This window comes from Shewanella sp. T24-MNA-CIBAN-0130, from assembly GCF_040310185.1.
Taxonomy (GTDB): domain Bacteria; phylum Pseudomonadota; class Gammaproteobacteria; order Enterobacterales; family Shewanellaceae; genus Shewanella; species Shewanella psychromarinicola.
In genome coordinates, this window is the sequence record NZ_JBEOPP010000597.1 from 1 (window position 1) to 231 (window position 231).

Consider the following 231-nt stretch of genomic DNA (forward strand, 5'->3'; position numbering starts at 1 on the left):
TTGACCTAAGGTCAATGGGCCAGTAACGCCGTCGATGCTGAAGCTGTGTACGGTCACCGGACCATCAACTGAGCTGGTGCCGGTTAATACAGTGCCCGTGTTTGCGCCGCTGTCTTCTGCCACTGAAATCACTTCGTTCGCGTCAGTGAAGTTATCGTTCACTGGGCTCACGGTTATGGTCAAGGTAGACGTGTCGGTCGGGACAGAGCCGTCGGTTAACACATAGGTGAT

1 protein-coding gene is annotated in these 231 nt (G+C 54.1%); it reads right to left on the reverse strand.

Going from position 1 to position 231, the window contains the following annotated elements; translation table 11 throughout:
• Positions 1 to 231 (reverse strand): hypothetical protein (locus AAEZ02_RS23645; protein ID WP_351125705.1); only part of this gene is annotated, 231 nt, incomplete at both ends.